This is a genomic window from Streptomyces sp. NPDC020362 (assembly GCF_040642095.1).
GTDB lineage: Bacteria > Actinomycetota > Actinomycetes > Streptomycetales > Streptomycetaceae > Streptomyces.
Genome location: NZ_JBFAET010000085.1, coordinates 23,117 through 39,158, shown reverse-complemented (window position 1 = coordinate 39,158; position 16,042 = coordinate 23,117). Strand labels below are relative to the sequence as shown.

14 protein-coding genes and 1 pseudogene are annotated in these 16,042 nt (G+C 71.6%); 5 read left to right on the top strand and 10 right to left on the bottom strand.

Annotated elements, in window-relative coordinates; genetic code table 11:
• Window positions 1–45: 45 nt before the first annotated feature.
• The 7 genes and pseudogenes from AB0H32_RS26915 to AB0H32_RS26885 form a co-directional block, all read right to left on the bottom strand.
• A complete protein-coding gene (locus tag AB0H32_RS26915) occupies window positions 46–876 on the bottom strand; it encodes a hypothetical protein (RefSeq protein ID WP_361125152.1) in 831 nt (276 codons plus the stop codon).
• Window positions 877–1,079: 203 nt separating this feature from the next.
• Window positions 1,080–1,964, bottom strand: a complete 885-nt coding sequence (locus AB0H32_RS26910) for a hypothetical protein (RefSeq protein WP_361125150.1) — start codon at window positions 1,962–1,964, stop codon at window positions 1,080–1,082.
• 160 nt (window positions 1,965–2,124) lie between these two features.
• Window positions 2,125–2,904, bottom strand: coding sequence for a calcium-binding protein (locus AB0H32_RS26905; RefSeq protein ID WP_361125148.1), 780 nt, complete (start codon window positions 2,902–2,904; stop codon window positions 2,125–2,127).
• Window positions 2,905–3,090: 186 nt separating this feature from the next.
• Window positions 3,091–3,849 carry a calcium-binding protein gene (locus AB0H32_RS26900; RefSeq protein ID WP_361125146.1) on the bottom strand — a complete coding sequence of 253 codons (759 nt, stop codon included), beginning with the start codon at window positions 3,847–3,849 and terminating at the stop codon, window positions 3,091–3,093.
• A 114-nt stretch (window positions 3,850–3,963) separates the two neighbouring features.
• Entirely contained in the window at window positions 3,964–7,092 is a 3,129-nt protein-coding gene (locus AB0H32_RS26895) for a molecular chaperone Hsp90 (protein ID WP_361125144.1), read from the bottom strand.
• Between the two features lie 67 nt (window positions 7,093–7,159).
• Window positions 7,160–7,447: a DUF397 domain-containing protein gene (locus AB0H32_RS26890; protein ID WP_361125142.1), complete on the bottom strand. Its 288-nt coding sequence runs from the start codon at window positions 7,445–7,447 to the stop codon at window positions 7,160–7,162.
• Window positions 7,444–8,284, bottom strand: a pseudogene (locus tag AB0H32_RS26885) (helix-turn-helix transcriptional regulator). Before AB0H32_RS26885 ends, AB0H32_RS26890 begins: the two are co-directional and overlap by 4 nt.
• Before the next feature lie 126 nt (window positions 8,285–8,410).
• Here AB0H32_RS26885 and AB0H32_RS26880 point away from each other — a divergent pair.
• Window positions 8,411–8,845, top strand: coding sequence for an ATP-binding protein (locus tag AB0H32_RS26880; RefSeq protein WP_361125138.1), 435 nt, complete (start codon window positions 8,411–8,413; stop codon window positions 8,843–8,845).
• Here the strand turns inward: AB0H32_RS26880 and AB0H32_RS26875 are convergent.
• The 3 genes from AB0H32_RS26875 to AB0H32_RS26865 form a co-directional block, all read right to left on the bottom strand.
• The gene (locus AB0H32_RS26875; RefSeq protein ID WP_361125158.1) at window positions 8,823–9,968 is read right to left on the bottom strand and encodes a DUF6596 domain-containing protein; all 1,146 of its coding nucleotides are present in this window, start codon (window positions 9,966–9,968) and stop codon (window positions 8,823–8,825) included. The genes AB0H32_RS26880 and AB0H32_RS26875 overlap by 23 nt on opposite strands.
• A gap of 8 nt (window positions 9,969–9,976) precedes the next feature.
• The gene (locus AB0H32_RS26870; protein WP_361125136.1) at window positions 9,977–10,384 is read right to left on the bottom strand and encodes a YciI family protein; all 408 of its coding nucleotides are present in this window, start codon (window positions 10,382–10,384) and stop codon (window positions 9,977–9,979) included.
• Window positions 10,385–10,503: 119 nt separating this feature from the next.
• The gene (locus AB0H32_RS26865; RefSeq protein WP_361125134.1) at window positions 10,504–11,430 is read right to left on the bottom strand and encodes a DUF3027 domain-containing protein; all 927 of its coding nucleotides are present in this window, start codon (window positions 11,428–11,430) and stop codon (window positions 10,504–10,506) included.
• 1,012 nt (window positions 11,431–12,442) lie between these two features.
• Here AB0H32_RS26865 and AB0H32_RS26860 point away from each other — a divergent pair.
• From AB0H32_RS26860 to AB0H32_RS26845, 4 genes are all read left to right on the top strand, one after another.
• A complete protein-coding gene (locus tag AB0H32_RS26860; protein ID WP_361125132.1) occupies window positions 12,443–13,837 on the top strand; it encodes an MFS transporter in 1,395 nt (464 codons plus the stop codon).
• A 62-nt stretch (window positions 13,838–13,899) separates the two neighbouring features.
• The gene (locus AB0H32_RS26855; RefSeq protein WP_361125131.1) at window positions 13,900–14,373 is read left to right on the top strand and encodes a DUF2771 domain-containing protein; all 474 of its coding nucleotides are present in this window, start codon (window positions 13,900–13,902) and stop codon (window positions 14,371–14,373) included.
• Window positions 14,346–15,167, top strand: a complete 822-nt coding sequence (locus AB0H32_RS26850) for a futalosine hydrolase (protein ID WP_361125129.1) — start codon at window positions 14,346–14,348, stop codon at window positions 15,165–15,167. The genes AB0H32_RS26855 and AB0H32_RS26850 overlap by 28 nt, the downstream gene beginning before the upstream one ends.
• Complete coding sequence (locus AB0H32_RS26845; protein WP_361125127.1) at window positions 15,154–16,041, top strand: 1,4-dihydroxy-6-naphthoate synthase; 888 nt, start codon at window positions 15,154–15,156, stop codon at window positions 16,039–16,041. The genes AB0H32_RS26850 and AB0H32_RS26845 overlap by 14 nt, the downstream gene beginning before the upstream one ends.
• The last annotated feature ends 1 nt before the right edge of the window (window position 16,042 follow it).

Sequence of the window (16,042 nt, the reverse complement as noted above, 5' to 3'; positions counted from 1 at the left end):
GCCCCCGGTGTCCGGTGGCGCGGCCGTCTGCTGTGCAGGGCGGGACTACTGCACGTCGACGTAGTCACCCGTGGCGCTGACCGCCGGGGTGGTCGAGGTGCCCGCGAAGCTGAGGCGCCAGTAACCGTCGTACTGGGCGGTGGCGGTGGCCTGCACGTTGCCGGACGAGTCGGAGGAGACCGTCTTGACCGTGGTGTACGTGCTGGTGCCCGCCTTGCGGAACTGCAGCTTCACCGGCTGGCTGGTGTAGCCGTGGTACTGGTTGTCCTCCCAGTTGGCGCGGCTCAGCTTGCCCGTGGTGGTGAGCGTCTTGCCCTTGGCCACCGGCTCGGGACCCGCATTGGCCGTGAGCTTGGAGTAGCGCTGCAGCAGGGTGGTGGCCATGCTGCCCTGGTCCTTGAAGCCGACCTTGCTCAGGTCGGGGTTGTTCTGGTCCTGGCCGTTGAAGGCGATGGCCTCGGCGGCGACCGACCAGCTTCCCGCGTCGGCGTTCTTCAGCTCGCCCTCGGCCGGGTAGATGTCGACGGTGCCCGTGCAGGTGGCGGTGGTCGACGAGGTGGCCTTGCAGGTGGCCGGATTGTCGCCTTCGAGCGTCTTGGACGGGTCGTCCAGCGAGCCGCGGTAGAGGTAGGCGTCGCTGTAGAAATCGGACGCGGCGATGTCGACGTCGGCGCCGTGCGTCAGCGTGTACGTATACGTGGCGCTGACCTCGTTGGTGGTGCCGACCTTGATCGCCGAGGCGATCGTGAGGTTCGAGAAGCCGGCGTCCATCGTGTACGGCGTACCGCTGGTCCCGGTCGCGTGCGCGGCCGGAACGGCGAGGGCGGACAGGGCCAGGGCGCCGGAGACAGCGGCCACGGCGGCACGAATGCGCATGTGTGTTCCCCTGGAGGGAGAAGTGATGGTGGAGTCGGTTGACTCACGCGATCAGATCCGTGAGGGAAGTGACTGGTTGTACGTCAAGAATGCTTTCCAGCCGAATTTTGACCGCGTATTGCCAACCTGTGGCACAAGTGAGAAGAAACGTTCCGGCTCCGGAGGGGCATGCTCCGGAGCCGGATCGGTACCGCCTGGTTCGCCTACTTCACGTCGACGAAGTCACCCGTGGCGTTGACCGCCGGGGTGGTCGGGGTGCCCGCGAAGCTGTAGCGGAAGTAGCCGTCGACCGTGGCCTTGGTCGTCGTCCTCAGGTTGCCCGTGGAGTCCGTCTTGATGGTCTTCAGCGTGGTGTAGGTGCTGGAGCCCTTCTTGCGGAACTGCAGCTTCACCGACTGGCCGGTGTAGCCGTGGTACTCGTGGTCCTCCCAGTTGGCCCGGGACAGCTTGCCGGTGACCGTGATGGTCTTGCCCTTCGCGACCGGCTCCGGGGCGGCGTTGACCGTCAGCCTGGAGTTGCGCTGCACCAGGGTCGAGCCGAGGCCGAACTGGATGGCGCTCTTCTCGCTGTCGACGTCGAGGGCGAGCGCGGCGGCGTGCCAGGTGCCGGCCTGGGAGTTGCGCAGCTCCGAGCTGTACTCGCCCTTCGGGTAGATGTCGATCGGGCCCTTGCAGGAGGCGGTGGTCGCCGTGACCTTGACGCAGCTCGCCGGCTCGTCGCCGCCCACGGCGTTGTCCGGGTCGTCGGAGGAGCCGCGGTAGAGGACCGGGCCGGTGAGGAAGGTGTCGGCGGTGATGTCGACGTCGGCACCGTGGGTCAGCGTGTAGGTGACCAACGTGTTGACGTGGGCGGACGTGCCGACCTTGATCGCCTTGATGATCCTGAAGTTGGAGAAGGAGACGTCCAGGTCGCCCACCGGGGCGGAGGTGGCGGTGAACGCGGTCCTGCCGGAGGCGGAGTGCGAGAGCACCTTCGCGACCTCAGCACGGTAGGACGGGCCGGCGTCGGCGGCCTGCGCGGCCGGCACGACGAAGGCGGAGAGGGCCAGGGCGCCGGAGACGGCGGCCACAGTGGCACGAATGCGCATGTGTTCCCCTGAATGGAGAAGGGTGGGCACGAGGCCCAGGTGATCGTGGAGTCTGTTGACTCGACGGTGAGACCCTCGAAGATCGTTGATGGTTGTACGGGTGTTCCGGCGAACCCGCCCCCCGGGACACCCGTACGCCCACGCCCTGTCCGGGCCGGTCCTACTGCACGTCGACGAAGTCACCCGCGGCGCTGACCGCCGGGGTGGTCGAGGTGCCCGCGTAGGTGAAGCGGTAGTAGCCGTCCGCCGTCGCGGTGGTCGTCGCCCTCAGGTTGCCCCGGGAGTCCGACGTGACGGTCTTCAGCGTGGTGTAGCTGCTGGAGCCGTTCTTGCGGAACTGCAGCTTCACCGGCTGGCCGGCGTAGCCGGAGTACTTGGCCGCGTCCCAGTTGGCCCGGGTCAGGGCGCCGGTGACGGTGAGGGCCTTGCCCTTCTTCACCGGCTCCGGGGCGGCGTCGACCGTCAGCTTGGACTGCCGCTGGGCCTGGAAGGTCTTGACGGCGTCCTTCTGGACGTAGTTGTTGTCCTTGGCCTGGGCGATCGCCCAGACCTTCCACGTGCCGGCCACCTTGTTGACGAGGTTGGAGCCGGCCTTCAGGGTGTAGGTCGCGGTGCAGGTCGACTTGGTGGCGCTGACCTTGGTGCACTTGGACCGCTTGTCGCTGGTGTTGGCGACGGCACCGCTGTCGGCGTGCTCGAGGTCCTGGCCGTGGAACAGGACGGCCTGCGCCCACTTGACGCCCGAGTTGTCCGTGACGGTGAAGGACACGGAGAAGGTCTTGCTCCCGGTCGCGCCGAGGACGACGGGCTTGCCGCCGTTGACCACGACGTTCGAGATCTTGGTGTCGCCGTGGGCCTCGTCGGCGTGGGCAGCCGGGATGGCGAAGGCGGACAGGGCCACGGCGCCGGAGACGGCGGCCACGGTGGCACGAATGCGCATGTTGCGTTCCCCTGGGTGGAGCTGGATGGACACAGGGTCCAAGTGGTCATGGGAGCCGGGCAGGCTCCCATGACCAGACCCTTGAGATGGATCAATGGTTGTACAGGTGTTCGGATCAATCCAGCCGATTACGCGACGGACCCACCCGAGACACCGGAGACGCCGGAGACACCGGAGAAACCGGCCCTATCGCACGTCGACGACGTCACCCGTGGAGTTGACCGCCGCGGTGGACGCGTTGCCCGCGAAGGAGAAGCGGAAGTCGCCGTCGACGGTGGCCTTGGTCGTCGTCCTCAGGTTGCCCCTGGAGTCCGCCGTGATGGCCTTCAGCGTGGTGTAGGTGCTGGAGCCCTTCTTGCGGAACTGCAGCTTCACCGGCTGCGAGCCGTAGCCGCCGTACTTCAGCGACTCCCAGTTGGCGCGCGCGAGGGACCCGGCGACGGTGATCGTCCTGCCCTTCTTCACCGGCTCGGGCGTGGCGTCGGCGGTGAGCTTCGCGGCGCGCTGGAAGAGGAAGGAACCGGACTTCTCCTTCCAGACGTAGTCGTCGTCGTAGGCGTCGATCCACGCGGAGACGTACCAGGTGCCGGCGTTCTTGTTGGTGAGGTAGTCGGTCCTCGGGTCGATCTTCACCGACGCGGTGCAGGTGGACGTGGTGGCGTCGACCACGATGCAGGTGGGCTTGCCCGTCGACTCGATGCCGTTGTCGGGACCGAAGAGGTCGAACGCCTGGGCCTCCTTGATGCCCGAGTCGTCCGTGGCGGTCACGCTGACCTTGACGATCACCAAACCGGACGTACCGATGGTCACCTTGTTGTCGCCGTCCACGACCACCTTGGCGATCTTGGTGTCGCCGTTCCCGCCGTCGGCGTGCGCGGCCGGCACGGCGAGCGCCGACAGGGCCAGAGCGCCGCTCACGACGGCGACAGAGGCGCGGATACGCATGTGACAGTCCCCCAGTTTTCGCGTCTGTGGGGCCAGTTGGCTCCACAGACACGACATGGGGCAGATGTGAATGGTTGTACGAGTCGTAAGAGTTTTGTGTGAGATTCGTCGAGATCAGTCGAACCAGCGGTCCCGCGCCAACTCCTCGGTGCGCGACGGGTCTTCGAGCAGTGCCGCCACCTCGAAGCGGCGCGGCCACTGACCCGCCGCCCACGCCAGGCCCGCGGCGACGCCCTCCAGGGTGGCCGCGTGCAGCACACCGTCGTCGGTCAGCCGCCAGTCGATCTCCACGCCGTCCACGACCAGTTCCTCGTGCTCGACATAGCTGTCCGGGGTGCGCGGGCCGAGCAGCACCCGCACCGACTCCGGTACGTCGTGCTCGGCGCCCTCGGAGTGCACCTCGCCGGTGACGGACTCGCTCAGCCGCCGCACCTGGAACAGCTCGGCCAGCTCGGCGGCCCGCGACGGCCGGACGGGCACCAGCGGCACGCCGGAGGTGAACGGCAGCAGGTCCGGCGAGTCGACCACCACGGCACGGGCGGCGTCCACGACCGTCGCCCGCCCGTCGACCACGGCCCGCAGGTCCTCCGGCAGGGTCACCTGCTCCGGGTCCATCTCGGCCAGCGCGCCGTACAGTCCGTGCAGCTGGGCCGGGGTGACCGGCCGCTCGGGGTCGGCGAGGCGGTCCAGCAGTTCGGCGGCGCCGCCGGGCTCGTCCAGCAGGGCGGCCACGGAGGTCCGCACGCCCAGCGCGCGCAGCACCTGCTCGTCCTCGAACCCGGTGGCGTCCGCCTCCTCGTACAGGCCGCGCAGGAGCGGGTCCCCGCCGGCCGCGAGCAGACCGGCGGGCCGGCGCCCGTCCAGGACGGGGTGCCCGCGCAACCACCACGCGGTGTACGGCCGTACGACCTCGTGGGTGCCGTCGGGCAGCAGGATGCGCACCGGCTGGGTGAGCGCGTCGCGCAGCGGCGGCCGGGCGAGCAGGGCGAGCGCCTCGGGCCAGTGGTCGTCGTCCACCAGGTCCAGGTCGCGCACGGCGACGAGTTCGGTGGCGACCGGGGGCACCGGGCTGTCCGGGAAGCGGTCGAGGATGTCCTCGCACCACACGTCCACGGCGTCCAGCAGCCCCGCGTCGTCCGGCTCGGCGAAGTCGCCCTCCCGGGGCTCCAGTTCATCCGGGTCGAGAACGACGTCGGTGGCGCGGACGAGCGCGAAGTCCGCGAGGACCCCACAGGCGGTGAGGGGCTGCTCGCCCCACTTGGCCGCCAGTTCACCGTCGACCGCGGCCAGTTCGTCCTCGCGGATCACGCGGGCGAAGGGGCTGCCGGGAAAGACCAGTTCGCCCGCCGGGGCGAGTTCGCCGTCCTCGTCGGGCAGGGCGAGGGCGCCCAGCCACGGCTCGTCACCGGGCTCCAGACCCGCGTCACGCACCAGGACGAGGACGGTCTCGGCCAGTTCCTCCGCATCCGGGGCGTCCTCCTCCCACAGCGCGCCGCCCTCGTCGTCCAGGGAGGCGGCCACGGCGGCCCGCACCTGCGGGGTGGTCAGCACCGCGCGCGGGGTCGCGGGCAGCGCGCCCAGCTTCTCCAGCAGCGGGTGGGTGGCGTCCTCGTGGGCGACCTTCAGCCCGAGCCGGCCGAGCACGTCGGGGTGGACGAGGGCCGCGTCCGGGGTGGGCAGCAGGACCTGCCGGGGGCCGATGGTGGTACGGCCGTCCGCGAGCGGCACCGGAAGCCCGGAGAGCCGGTCGGGGTCGACACCGGCCAGGCTGTCGTAGAGCCGCCACCACCAGTCGGGGTCCTTCTCCAGACCGGCGAGCCGGTCGACGGCGTCGGCGAGCGAAAGCCGGGCAACCCCGAGGGTGCGCAGCTCGGCGCGGCGTTCAAGACCGGCGGGAAGCAGGGTGGGCAGCACCTCCGCGAGCACCCGTACGGTGTCCGCGCCCGCGCCCTCCACCACTTCGGCGTCCCTCGGCCGCAGCGTCTCCGGCAGCTCGTCGTCGCCCTTGGAGTCGACCGCCGGCGGCAGGAAGGCGGTCCGCGGCAGCCGCTCCAGGACCGCCTGGCGCAGCGCGCCGTCCAGCTCACCCTTGCCCAGCGGCCCCGGTACGAGGTCGATGATGCCTTCGCTCACCGGACGCCACTCGGCGAGCAGCTCGGTGTACGCGTCGGCCGCCCGCTGCACCAGGAAGTCGGTCAGCGGACCGGGTGCCGTGTGCCGGCGGGTGGTGTCCAGCGGGAAGGAGGCGATGAGGAGGGCGGGGACGCCAAGGGGCTCGTCGCTCGGGGTGGGCGCGTGCACGACGGCGGTGGTGCGCGGCCGCGCCGGACGGCCGTCCGCGTCCTCCGGCACCGCCCAGGTCACCGACCAGTGCGGGCGCAGCCGCTCCTCGACCGGCCGGTCGGCGAGCAGGTCCGGGGTGAGCGGCCCGTGCGCGGAGACGGTGCGCCAGCGGGTGGTCCCGTCCCGCGAGTCCTCCACGGTGGTGACGGCGCCCTCGGTACGGCGCCGCAGGGTGCGCGGCTCCTGGTCCGCCACCTCCACCACGACCTCCTCCAGCCCGGGCAGGGCGAGGAGCAGCGCGTCGTCGACGGCGGTGAGGAGGCGCTCGGCGAGGTCGGCGGCGGCCGTGTCCCGCAGCGGCAGGATGACGGCGGTGTCGTACGGGTCCGGGGCGGAACCCTCGGCGGCGAACGGGAGCCGGAGGAGGGGCACGTGCCCGTCGCGGCGCCGGATCTCGTCCCCGAGGCCGGGGCTGTGCCGGGCGGTGTCGGCGGCCAGTTCACGCGCCTCCGCCAGCGCCCAGCGGACCCCGCCGTGACGGCCGACGATCGCAGGCTCGTCGGTGACGGCGATGACGGCGGCGAAACCGACACCGTACCGGCCGACGGCACCCTGGGTGTCCCGTGCGTCCCGCTTGGCAGAGGCACGCAGGGTGGAGAGCGACTCGACACCGGCCGCGTCCAGCGGGGCGCCGGTGTTCGCGGCGACCAGCACACCGTCGCGGAGCGTGAGACGCAGCCGGCCCGGCACGTTCGCCCGAGCGGCGGCATCGGCGGCGTTCTGGGCCAGCTCCACCACGAGCCGGTCCCGGTAGCCGCCGAGGACCAGGTCCTCCTCGGCGTTGGCGTCCTCACGGAACCGGGCGGGGCTGGTGGCCCAGGCGTCGAGGACACCGCGGCGCAGACGGGCCGTGCCGAAGGGGTCGGCGCCCTCGGCGGCCGGCCGCACGTACTTGCTCACGTTCACTCTCCTCATCGACCTGAGGACGAAGGTACAGCGCGGGCGGCCGGGGAACCGAAGAGAGAGGTCAGGGCGCCGCGGGTCGGTGTTCGGCGGCGTGGGCGAGGAACGCCGACCAGGTGCCCGGGGCAACCGTGAGGACGGCTCCGCCGGTTTGCTTGGAGTCGCGTATGTGGATGGTTTCGGGGGTGGGGGCGACCTCGACGCAGGAGTCGCCTTCGCTGCTGCTGCTGTAGCTGCTCTTGAACCAGTGCAGGGCCACTTCGACGCAGGAGTCGCCGTCGGGGCCACTGCTGTAGCTGCTCTTGAACCACATCAGCTCGGAAGCGTCTCGGGCAGAGGCCTCGCGGATCATGTTTCTCCCAGCAGTTGCTCAATGAGGGCCAGTGACTCCCCAGGGGAAGAGCCTGCGCTCGGATGGTGCCGTACCGCAGCTCAAGGATGCGCAGCTGCCTCAGGTCCTCGACCGGACGGCCATTGAACGCGCCATCGGAACGCCCCACAGCCGTACCGTCGGTGAACTTCAGCAACTCGATCCTGCCGCTCATTCCAGGGTGCGGCCCACTGTCCATCGGCATCAGCTGCAGCGTGACGTTGGTCAACCGCCCCACTTCCAGCAACCGTTCGAACTGCTGCCGCACCATTGTGCCCCCAACGTTGCGGCGCAGTGTCGCCTCTTCCAGGACGAAACCCAGTGCAGGCGCGGGCGACCGATCGAAGATGGAGCGCCGGGACATCCGGGCGGCGACTCGGCGCTCCAGGTCCTCCAGTGCGTAGGCCGGCTGCCAGCATTCCAACAAAGCGCGCGCGTACTCGGGCGTCTGCAACAGGCCAGCGATGTTGCTGCTCTCGTACACACCGATCTCGACAGCCTTCGCCTCCAGCTCCGCCAGAGCCCGTACCTTCTTCGGGTACCGGACCTTGGCCACGTCCTCCTTCATCGCGGCGAGCCCCCCCCCGCCCGTAACACCTCGTCGGCCTTCTCCAAGAACTCGGGGCGGGGGATCCGCTTACCGCCCTCGATCTTGTAAACCAGGTCCTCGCCGTAGCCGACGGCTTTGGCGAAGTCGGCCGCGCGCATCCCCACCGCCTCGCGCCGCAGCCTCAGCTGCCGTCCCACGGTCGTAATGACCGCCACTCCCCAGTCGTCGTCCGGGTCGACCTCCCAACCCGGCTCCTCTTCTTCGCTCATGCCGCGCCCCCTACCCGTCCGCACCGTTCCGACAGACCGGACACCACCGGACAATCCCCGGACAGTGACCCTACGTATCCACTCCGTCACTGTTCACCGTACGCACGCGCGGCCACGCTGAGTGATGTGAACCAGGAAATCTCCACCCACATCCCCAACTTCTGCGTGCGCCTGTCCCCCACGCCCCGCGGAGCCCGCCTCGCCCGACTGCTCGCCACCGAGCAACTGCGTTCCTGGGGGCTGCCGTTGGACCCGGCGGTGCACGTCGTGGGCGAACTGGCGGTCAACGCGGCCACGCACGGGCGGGTGGCCGGCCGCGACTTCCGGCTCGTGCTCTACGTCGTCGCCGACACGCTCCGCATCGAGGTCACGGACACGCGGGGCGACCTGCTCCCCCGGGCCGGCTCAGGGCTCGGACTTCGTCTCGTGGACGCGCTCGCCGACCGCTGGGGCACCACGCCCGGGCTGGCGCCGCGGAAAACGGTGTGGGCGGAAATCGGCCTGGCGGAGGAGGAACGGGAATTCCGGGCGCGGCCCGTCAGCGGGACCGGCCGGTGTTGATCCGGGCGGCCTGGCGGGTCAGGTGGTCGCGCTCGGCGAGGTCGGGTGCCTTCCGGGCCGCCTCGGCGTACAGCCGTGCCGCCGTCACCAGGTCACCGTCGCGCTCGTGGAGGTACGCCGCCACCGCGGTGTGGCGGGGCAGTGAGGCATCCAGCTCCGCGAGCGCCGCCAGCCCGGCGCGCGGTCCGTCCGCCTCGCCGACGGCCACCGCGCGGTTGAGCCGGACGACCGGGCTGTCGGTCAGGCGCGCCAACTCGTCGTACCACTCCACGATCTGCACCCAGTCGGTCTCCGCGGCGGTGGGCGCATCCGCGTGGAGTGCCGCGACGGCGGCCTGGGCCTGGAACTCGCCGAGGCGGTCGCGGGCGAGGGCCGCCTGCAGGATCTCGATGCCCTCGGCGATCAGCTTCGTGTCCCACCGGCCGCGGTCCTGCTCGGCGAGCGGCACCAGGCTGCCGTCGGGCGCGGTCCGGGCGGCGCGCCGGGCGTGGTGGAGCAGCATGAGGGCGAGCAGCCCCGCCACCTCGGGGTGGTCGACCCGGGCCGCGAGCTGCCGGGTGAGCCGGATGGCCTCGGCGGCGAGGTCGACGTCGCCTGAGTAGCCCTCGTTGAAGACCAGGTAGAGGACGCGCAGCACGGTGGCGACGTCGCCGGGCTGGTCGAACCGGACGCCGGAGACGGTGCGTTTGGCCCGGCTGATGCGCTGCGCCATGGTCGCCTCGGGCACCAGGTAGGCCTGGGCGATCTGGCGGGTGGTCAGACCGCCGACGGCGCGCAGCGTGAGCGCGACCGCGGACGCGGGCGTCAGCGACGGGTGGGCGCACAGGAAGTAGAGCTGGAGCGTGTCGTCCGCCGCGGGCGCGGGCCCGGGCGCCGGCTCGTCGTCGACACGGTCCTCACGCCGGCGCCGGGCGGCGTCCGCCCGGGTCGCGTCGAGGAACCGGCGCCAGGCCACGGTGACCAGCCAGCCCTTCGCATCCCGCGGCGGGTCGGCCGGCCAGACGCGGACCGCCTCGACCAGCGCGTCCTGCACGGCGTCCTCGGCTGCCGCGAAGTCGGCTCCGCGGCGGACGAGGACGGCGAGCACGCTGGGCGTGAGGCTCCTGAGCAGGGCCTCGTCCATGGGTGGGGTCACTCCGTGATGGTGGGCGGCGCGGCCAGGAACGGGCGCACCTCCAGCCACTCGTGGATCGGCTTCCCGCCCGCCCCGGGGGCGGCCGACAGCTCCCCGGCCAGCTCGACGGCGCGCTCGTAGGAGTCGACGTCGATCACCATCCAGCCGGCGATGAGGTCCTTGGTCTCGGCGAACGGCCCGTCGGTGACCGGCGGGCGGCCCTCGCCGTCGTAGCGGACCCACGTTCCCTCAGGGGCGAGCGCCTGGCCGTCGACGAACTCGCCGGTCTTCTCCAGCCGGGCCGCGAAGTCCTGCATGTACTGCACGTGTGCCGAGATCTCCTGCGGCGTCCACCGGTCCATCGGCACGTCGTTGGCCGGAGCCGGAGCGCCGCGGTAGTGCTTGAGCAGCAAGTACTTGGCCATGGTGCTTCTCCTCGGTGCTGGTGCGACCCATTGTCGTCGCGTTCACCTCGGGGACGGAGCCGGTCACGGGTTCTCGACATAGCCGCCGGAAATTCTTTCCGGACTCTCGTGGGCCGTCGCTACGAGTGACCCAGTTCCGCCGTCTCCTCGTCGCCCGGTTCCGGCACCGAGCCCGAGTCGCGGGACGGGCGGAGGGGGAAGACGTCGACCTTCATCTCGTCGATCACCGGCGCGGCCGGCTGCGGGGGCTTCGGCATGACCGCCGCCTCCGAGTGGCCGCCGCAGCCGTAGGCGAGGGAGACCACGCGGCCGTCGGCCGGGGAGAACTCGTTCGCACAGACACCGAAGGCCTGGCCGAGCGAGCCGCCGATCGGAGAGAGGAAGCCGCAGGTCATGCACGTAGCCGGGGCCGCCTGGGCCATCGGTGTCTTGGAGCCGAAGGCCTCCTCCCAGCGGTCGGCGGCGATGTGCAGGCCGTAGCGGGACAGGACCCGGGCGCGGCGCATGCCCAGCTCCTCGGCCAGCGCGGCGATCGAGCCACGGGTGGGGACCGTCGGCTGGACGGCCGGGGTGCCCGGGGTCACGTCCGCGTCCTCGGCCTCCGCCAGCTCCGCCATGTCCTCGGACACGACCGAGTTCGACGGGGTCTCCTCCTCGCCCGTGTAGCCGGGCTCCAGGCGCAGGTCCTCCTGGTCGGTGGGGAGCAGATCGCCGGGGCCGAGGTCGCCGGGGCGCAGGCGCTCGCTCCAGGGGACCCACTCGGGGGCGAGGAGCGCGTCGGGGCCGGGGAGGAGGACCACCTCGTCCAGGGTCACGATCTTCGCGCGGGAGGCCCGGGCCACGGTCGCCGCCCAGCGCCAGCCGCGGTAGCCCAGCTCCTTGCACTCGAAGAAGTGCGTGACAACACGGTCGCCCTCCGACACCAGGCCGACGTGCTCACCCACCACACCGGGGGCGGCCGCCTCCTCGGCGGCGGCGCGGGCGAGGTCGACGGCCTCGGCACACAGGCGGTCGGGGGTGCGGCTTCGCGTTGTCGCTGCGCTCACAGGTATCGCTTCTCTCCTACGCCGTCTCTGAGTGCGGCTGCCTCCGGCGGTGAAGCGGACGGAGCGGACCTGGGGACCGCATCGACGTCTGCACTCCGATCGCGCTCGGGCGCACCTCTGCCATCTATTCTGCTTGATGGCTGAGATACGCACGCTACCCCGTTGTCGGTGGTCGGGGACAGTCCGCCGCTTCGCGGCGATGTTTCCCACCCACCCACCCGACTCGCTCGGCCGAGAGGTCACCCCAGCACCCGAGCCCCCAATCCCGAGGAATCACCCCAGCACCCGGGCCCTCAAGCCGGAGGAGTCACCCCAGCCACACGGCCCCCAATCCCGCTGGATCGCCCCGCCACACGGCCCCCAATCCCGCAGGATCGCCCCGCCACACGGCCCCCAATCCCGCAGGATCGCCCCGCGACACGGCCGCCGATCCCGCTGGGTCGCCCCGCGACACGGCCGCCGATCCCGCTGGGTCGCCCCCCGTGCCCCTCCGCTTCCAACGCCGGGAAATCGCCCCTGCACCCCGGGCGACGGCGCCGGGAAATCACCCGGTCCCCTGGCCCCGACGCCGAGAAGTCGCCCCGGCCCCGGCCCCGGCCCCGACGCCGGGAGATCGCCCCTGCACCCCGGGCGCCGACACCGAGAAATCACCCCGGCCACCGACACCGACACCGACACCGACACCGACACCGAGAAGTTGCCCCGGCCCCCGGCCCCGACGCCGGGAAATCACCCCTGCACCCGGGCGACGGCGCCGGGAAATCGCCCGGTCCCCTGGCCCCCGACGCCGAGAAGTCGCTCTGGTGCCCGGCGACCGGCCCCGAGAGATCACCCCGGCCCCCGCCCCCAGCGCCGAGAAGCCGGTCCTGTGTGCCGGCTCCCTCGGCCGGTCGGGCGGCTCCGTGTCGCGGTCTTCTTCGTTGTGGAGTCGGGGCCGGGTTCGGGGCTGTCTCCCGACTCGCTTGGGCTCAAACCTCACTATCGGGCGGTGTCTCGGGGCACTATGAACCACGTGGCAGGCGCGGACAGGGGGAGCGTTCGGGGCGGCGGTTCGGGCCGGGTCGGTGGGGCCGTCCGCTCGGTCGGGCGTGCCCTGCACTTCCCCGTGACCGGCACCGCGCGCGGGATCCGGAAGGCCACGCACGCCCATGGCGCCGGCGAGTCGGGGCTCGGCAAGCTGATCGAACTGCACGCGGTGAACGGCGCCGGCGATGTCATGATCACCGTCGCCCTGGCCTCGACCGTCTTCTTCTCCGTGCCGACCGATGAGGCGCGGGGGCGCGTCGCGCTCTATCTCGCCATCACCATGGCCCCCTTCACCGTCCTGGCCCCCGTCATCGGCCCCCTCCTCGACCGGCTGCCGCACGGGCGGCGGGCCGCGATGGCCGGGGCGATGCTCGCCCGGGCCCTGCTCGCGCTGATCATCTCGGGGGCCGTGGCCAGCGGGAGTCTGGAGCTGTATCCCGCCGCACTCGGGGTGCTCGTGGCCTCGAAGGCGTACGGGGTGGTGCGCAGCGCTGTCGTGCCGCGGCTGCTGCCTCCCCGGTTCTCCCTGGTGAAGGCCAACTCCCGGGTCACCCTCGCCGGGCTCCTGGCCACCGGTGTGGCCGCACCGATCGCGGCGGGGCTGCACACCGTCGGGGATCCCTGGCCGCTGTACGGCGCCTTCGTGATCTTCGTTGCAGGGACGTTCCTGTCGTTCTCCCTGCCGCCCAAGGTGGACTCCGCCAAGGGCGAGGCCCGGGCCCTGCTCGCGGCCGACGAGCAGCATCTGCACGGGCCGCACCGCAAGGACCAGGCCAGGCGGCCCGGGCTGCGCACGGTCGGGCCGGCCGTCACCCATGCGCTCGGGGCCAACGCGGCCCTGCGCTGTCTGTCCGGCTTCCTGATCTTCTTCCTCGCCTTCCTGCTGCGCGAGCACCCGCTGGCCGGGCAGAGCGCCGCGGTCTCGCTGGGGATCGTGGGCGTGGCGGCGGGCGCCGGAAACGCGCTGGGTACGGCCGTCGGTGCCTGGCTGAAAGCCAGGGCGCCGGAGATCATCATCGTGACCGTCGTGGCGGTGGTGCTCGGAACCGCGATCGTGGCCGCGCTGTTCTTCGGGACCATCTTCGTGGCCTTCCTGGCCGCCGTCGCCGGGTTCGCGCAGGCGCTGGCCAAGCTGTCCCTGGACGCGCTGATCCAGCGGGACGTGCCCGAACTGGTACGGACGTCGGCCTTCGCCCGGTCGGAGACATTGCTGCAGATGGCGTGGGTGTTCGGTGGCGCGATCGGGATCGTGATGCCGCTCAACGGCACTCTGGGACTGGTGGTCGCCGCGGCGATCGTGGCCGCCGGCTGGCTGACCACCCTGCGCGGGCTGCTCGCCTCGGCGCGGCACGGCACCAGGCCACGGGCGCGAGTGGCGTAACGAACCGGGCACGCCGCACCCCACATGGGCGGACGGCTCCGGGTGCCCGATAGCCTTCGGCCATGACCACGCTGCAATCCGTTGTGCGACGCCGCCGCGCCGTCGCCGTCGCCGGCGCCGTTTCCGCCGGACTGCTCGTCCTTTCCGCCTGCGAGAAGCCGACGCCCGTCGCGACGATCACCGTCGGCAGGGACTCGGTCAACTCCGAGGCGATCTGCTACAACGACGGCAAGGCGCTGGACGCCAAGTCGCTCACGAAGTGCGCCAAGAAGGCCGGCGACATCAAGTCGATCAAGGTGGACCCGGACCAGACGGTCCGCATCGGTGTCGACCCGAAGATCGCGGACGCGGGCTGGTTCCTCCTCGTGAACGGCCGCCAGTTCACGGACAAGAACAACAAGACCTACACCACGATCCCGGGCAGCGCGTTCTTCAACGCCCAGTACGGCACCCAGGGCAACACGAACACGGTCTCCATCCAGATGGGCCAGTCCCCGGCCAAGGGCCTGTGGTCCTTCAAGCTGAACAAGGCCTGATCACGCCTTCCGTCCGCACCCTCGTAGCCACCGCCGTCCCGGCCGAACGGGACGCGGTGGCACGGGCGTTTCCGGGCGCGAGCGAGGAGATACGGCTGCCGGGGGTCCCGGGGAACCGAAGGACTCCGCAGGGCCCTGGAGGCACGAGCGGACCCGATGTCCCCGCAGCGACCGGGTTGTCCGTGGTCCGCACGGGCGGCGGGTACGACCTGCTGGCCGCCGGTGTCGGGCCCGCCCTCGCCGCCGCCTCCACCGCCACCGCACTCACCGCCGCCGCCCTCGCCGGCACCCCGTACGACCTCGTCGTGTCCGCCGGGATCGGCGGTGGCTTCCAGCCCGGGGCGCCGCTCGGCTCGCTCGTCGTCGCCGACGCGATCACCGTGGCCGATCTGGGCGCCGAGACCGCCGACGGCTTCCTCCCGGTCACCGAACTCGGCTTCGGGACCGTCACCCACCTGCCGCCGAATTCACTCGTACGGCGCGTGTCCGAGGCCATCGGTGCCCGACCCGGCACCGTCCTGACCGTCTCCACCGTCACCGGCACCGCCGCCCGCGCCGCCGAGCTGCGCGCCCGCCACCCGCATGCCCTCGCCGAGGGCATGGAGGGGTTCGGTGTGGCCGAGGCGGCCGCCGCGCACGGGGTGCCCGTCCTGGAGATCCGCGCGGTGTCCAACCCGGTCGGCCCGCGCGACCGCGCCGCCTGGCGCATCGGCGACGCACTCGCCGCCCTCACCGAGGGATTCGGGAAGCTCACGCCCGCATTGGAGAGTTGGAATCCTCATGACGACCAGTGAGCAGCAGACCCTGCAGATCGCGTACTCCCCGTGTCCCAACGACACGTTCGTCTTCGACGCCCTCGCCCACGGCCGCGTCCCCGGCGCGCCCGCGCTGGACGTGACCTTCGCCGACATCGACATCACCAACGGCATGGCCGAGCGCGGCGAGTTCGACGTGCTGAAGGTGTCGTACGCGGTGCTGCCGTACGTCCTCGGCGCGTACACGCTGCTGCCGTGCGGCGGTGCGCTGGGGCGCGGGTGCGGGCCGCTCGTGCTCACGCGGGAGGACGGGGTCGGGGGCACCTCCCACGCTTTGGGCAGTGGGGGCCTGACGGGCCGTACGGTCGCGGTGCCGAGCGAGAAGTCGACCGCCTACCTTCTGTTCAGGCTGTGGGCCGCGGACACGATGCCCGGAGGGGTCGGCGAGATCGTCGTCATGCCGTTCCACGAGATCATGCCGGCCGTGCGCGACGGCAGGGTGGACGCGGGACTCGTCATCCACGAAGCCCGCTTCACGTACCAGAACTACGGGTTGCACAAGCTCGCCGACATGGGCGAGCACTGGGAGCGCACCACCGGGCTGCCGATCCCGCTGGGCGCGATCATCGCCAAGCGGTCGCTGGGGGCCGAGACACTCGGCCGGCTCGCGGACGCCGTCCGCAGCTCCGTACGGGCCGCCTGGGACGATCCGGAGGCCTCCCGGCCGTACGTCATGGAGCACGCCCAGGAGATGGACCCGGCCGTCGCCGACCAGCACATCGGGCTGTACGTCAACGAGTTCACCGCCGACCTCGGCGAGGACGGCTACGCGGCCGTCCGCGGGCTGCTCACACGTGCGGCGGCCGAGGGGCTGCTGCCGCCCCTCGGCCCTGATGCTCTCGCTTTCCCCTGAG

What these genes read in the sequence shown, in the direction of transcription:
- AB0H32_RS26915 (WP_361125152.1), bottom strand. Translation starts at nt 876, where the DNA reads ATGCGCATTCGTGCCGCCGTGGCCGCTGTCTCCGGCGCCCTGGCCCTG.
- AB0H32_RS26910 (WP_361125150.1), bottom strand. Translation starts at nt 1,964, where the DNA reads ATGCGCATTCGTGCCACTGTGGCCGCCGTCTCCGGCGCCCTGGCCCTC.
- AB0H32_RS26905 (WP_361125148.1), bottom strand. Translation starts at nt 2,904, where the DNA reads ATGCGCATTCGTGCCACCGTGGCCGCCGTCTCCGGCGCCGTGGCCCTG.
- AB0H32_RS26900 (WP_361125146.1), bottom strand. Translation starts at nt 3,849, where the DNA reads ATGCGTATCCGCGCCTCTGTCGCCGTCGTGAGCGGCGCTCTGGCCCTG.
- AB0H32_RS26890 (WP_361125142.1), bottom strand. Translation starts at nt 7,447, where the DNA reads ATGATCCGCGAGGCCTCTGCCCGAGACGCTTCCGAGCTGATGTGGTTC.
- AB0H32_RS26875 (WP_361125158.1), bottom strand. Translation starts at nt 9,968, where the DNA reads ATGGACGAGGCCCTGCTCAGGAGCCTCACGCCCAGCGTGCTCGCCGTC.
- AB0H32_RS26870 (WP_361125136.1), bottom strand. Translation starts at nt 10,384, where the DNA reads ATGGCCAAGTACTTGCTGCTCAAGCACTACCGCGGCGCTCCGGCTCCG.
- AB0H32_RS26855 (WP_361125131.1), top strand. Translation starts at nt 13,900, where the DNA reads ATGACCACGCTGCAATCCGTTGTGCGACGCCGCCGCGCCGTCGCCGTC.
- AB0H32_RS26845 (WP_361125127.1), top strand. Translation starts at nt 15,154, where the DNA reads ATGACGACCAGTGAGCAGCAGACCCTGCAGATCGCGTACTCCCCGTGT.